A 3116-nucleotide genomic window follows, 5' to 3' on the forward strand; every position below is an offset into this window, starting at 1 on the left:
TCATCTTGATGAAGGTATGCAGGCAGAAGAGGAAGTGTTTTCTGTTGACTATGATGTGTGGATAGATGAGCAAACAGGTGACACAAAGATCGAGAAATATCAGGGCCATTTGGAAGCACTGCAATGTAACAACTGTGGTTTCTACACCATGAAAATTATTAGAGAGGAAATTATTCAGCAGGCTACTGCAGAGCAGGAGGGCGAATTGCTAAAACACTATAAGTGTCAGTATTGTAGTTCTGTGAGAGCCACTCAATTTCATATTGCCAAAGAAGAAGATTACTCTCATTTCGAACCAGCGAAAGCACACTTCAAAAAGAATACTACAGTTGATGTGGTTAAAATAGAAGTACTTTCATCTCTTGGAGAGAAAAGAAGTTATGAGTTCCAGTCCGTGGAGCAAGCTGAGAAATTCTTATCTGAGTTTGATATAGAGAAAACCAAATAGGAATTCTAAAATGTTATTTATGAGATCATATTGTATATGGTCTCATTTTTGTTTCTCTATTTTTTATACGAGTGGCACATCTTTATTCGAGATGCAGCGTTATTAGTGTAGTATTTAAAACTATAAATTATGAATAGATTGAAGGCAGTAGTTGTATGTGGACTAGTTTTAATTTTCAGTGGTGGATTTTCTTTTGCAAATCCTTCGGACAGCACGGATTTAGTTCCTAAGCCTCACTTTGCAAGTGAAGCACAATTGGCAGCTCAGATTCTGAGTACTTATCATTTTAGAAAAATTTCATTTAACGATTCGTTATCGTCAGTTATCCTTGACGATTATATTGAGACTTTAGATAATAACAAGTCGTATTTTCTAGAATCTGATATTGAAGATTTTAAGAAATACCGGTATGTGTTGGATGATTATACAAAGGAAGGTGTAATTGATCCAGCGTATGCCATATATAAGGTATTTAAACAACGCTTTGACGAGCGTATGGACTACATCTATACTACATTGTTGAATTATGATTATGATTTCACTGTAGATGAATATTATGATACTGACCGTTCTGAAGAGCCCTGGTCTAAAGACGAAGCTGAGCTAAACGAGCAATGGAAAAAAATCATAAAGAGCCAAACACTTAGTCTCAAGCTAAATGGCAAAGAGAAAAAAGAGATTGCCAAAACAATAAAAACGAGATACGATAGATTCAAGAAATCTATTGATCAGTACAATGCAGAAGATGTGTTCGAATTGTATATGAATACAATAGCAGAAGCATTCGATCCTCATTCAAATTACTTTTCTCCTAAAACGTCAGACCGATTTCAGCAGAATATGAGTCTGTCATTAGAAGGCATTGGTGCTCGTCTACAAACTGATAACGACTTTACTAAAGTAGTTGAAATAATACCTGGAGGTCCTGCCAAAAAAAGCGATGCAATCCATCCGGATGATAGAATTATTGCTGTAGGACAAGGTGTGGATGGAGATTTGGTAGATGTTATCGGTTGGAGAATTGATGATGTAGTTACATTGATAAAAGGACCTAAAGGAACTACAGTTCGGTTAGAGATTTTACCTGCAGAAACAGGTGTCAACGGACCCTCTGAGACTATCACTTTAGTAAGAGAAAAAATAAAGTTGGAAGATATGGAGGCCAAAGCTGAAGTTATTCCTGTAACAAGAAATGGTTCTTCATTCGAGGTAGGTGTTATTACATTACCAAGCTTTTATATGGACTTTGAAGCGTATCAGAAAGGTGACGCTAACTATAATAGCACGACCAGAGATGTTAAGAGACTAGTGAACGAATTGAAAGCTAAAGAGGTAGACGGTATCTTAATTGACCTTAGAAATAATGGTGGCGGATCTCTATCTGAAGCCATTGACCTTACCGGCTTGTTTATTAAAGATGGACCTGTAGTGCAGGTAAAGACTTCTTCTAACAAAGTGGAAGTTGGTGAAGATGAGGATCCAGAAGTTGTTTATGATGGCCCACTAGCGGTTTTGATTAACAGGTTTAGTGCTTCTGCCTCTGAGATATTTGCTGGAGCTATTCAGGACTATCATAGAGGAGTTGTTTTAGGCGAAACTACATTTGGTAAGGGTACTGTTCAAAGTGTGATAGACCTTGGCAGATATATCAAATTACCAGAGGGCGAAAAGGCCGGAGAGCTGAAGTTGACATTACAAAAGTTCTATAGAGTTACAGGTAGCAGTACTCAACATTTAGGAGTAAGCCCTGATGTGAATTTCCCATCTGCCTTTGAAGCCAAAGAGTTTGGTGAAAGCTCAAGACCAAGTGCTTTACCTTGGGATCAAATTAAGAGTACAAAGTTCAAACCTTCAAATCAAATATCGCCACAGATGATTTCTGCTTTGAATCAAGATTACACCAGGCGATTAGAGTCTGATAAGGATTTGATTCAATTGGTAGATGAAACGGCAGAATTGAAAGAGAACATTTCAAGAACCAGAATCTCCTTGAACGAGGAAACAAGAAAGAAAGAAATTGAAGATGCTGAAAAAAGAAAAGCAGCACGCAATGACCTTTCCGGAACCAAGATTGAAGTTGAGGGACAGCAGAAGCCTGATAAGATTGATGTTGATGACAAGTACCTGAAAGAAGGTGTTGTTATTCTATCTGAGATTATTTCATCTATTGGATAACAGATAATAAACATTGGGTGGCTTGAGCCAACAATAATTTAATGAAGTGATAAAGTAGATGTGATTATTGAGGAAAGCGAAGGTTCTAACTTCGCAACAGTAAAAACTTCTTTATAGTAAGGAATAAAAAAAGTCCTGCAAGGTAACACCAAGCAGGACTTTTTAATTTATTTCTAATGTTATTTAGTTCTCAGATCGCGTAACTATATCCTCAACTACATTCATCAAGTATTCGCGACTATTTTCCGAAAGAAGGTATTTTCTTTCTAACAATCTAAGAGACATTTCATCCATAATGAAATGGCTTCTTAAAAAAGAAAGCTTCTTTTCGAATGTGTCCAGGTTCTTGTATTTGTTGCGTTCTGTTGGTGAATCCATAATAAGTTCAACCTTATTGATGAAGCGATCAGATGATGATGACATAGACGAATTTTATACTTAACAGGTGCAATATATTAATTCTTAAATTAACTGAGAGCCTCTTCTAAAATTA

At 36.5% G+C, this 3116-nt stretch carries 2 protein-coding genes and 1 pseudogene; 2 read left to right on the plus strand and 1 reads right to left on the minus strand.

The features are described from left to right. Both E1140_RS21275 and E1140_RS00925 read left to right on the plus strand, forming a co-directional pair. Window positions 1-448, plus strand: a pseudogene (locus E1140_RS21275) (hypothetical protein); the annotation flags it as partial. 129 nt (window positions 449-577) lie between these two features. After that, window positions 578-2623, plus strand: coding sequence for a carboxy terminal-processing peptidase (locus E1140_RS00925; RefSeq protein ID WP_155178082.1), 2046 nt, complete (start codon window positions 578-580; stop codon window positions 2621-2623). A 183-nt stretch (window positions 2624-2806) separates the two neighbouring features. Here E1140_RS00925 and E1140_RS00930 read toward each other — a convergent pair whose 3' ends face one another. Continuing rightward, window positions 2807-3046, minus strand: a complete 240-nt coding sequence (locus E1140_RS00930; RefSeq protein WP_155178084.1) for a hypothetical protein — start codon at window positions 3044-3046, stop codon at window positions 2807-2809. Window positions 3047-3116: the final 70 nt, after the last annotated feature.

This window comes from Fulvivirga lutimaris, assembly GCF_009711525.1.
GTDB lineage: Bacteria > Bacteroidota > Bacteroidia > Cytophagales > Cyclobacteriaceae > Fulvivirga > Fulvivirga lutimaris.

Excerpts from the sequence above, each read along its gene's own strand:
- E1140_RS00930 (WP_155178084.1), bottom strand. The coding sequence starts at position 3,046 with ATGTCATCATCATCTGATCGCTTCATCAATAAGGTTGAACTTATTATG.
- E1140_RS00925 (WP_155178082.1), top strand. The coding sequence starts at position 578 with ATGAATAGATTGAAGGCAGTAGTTGTATGTGGACTAGTTTTAATTTTC.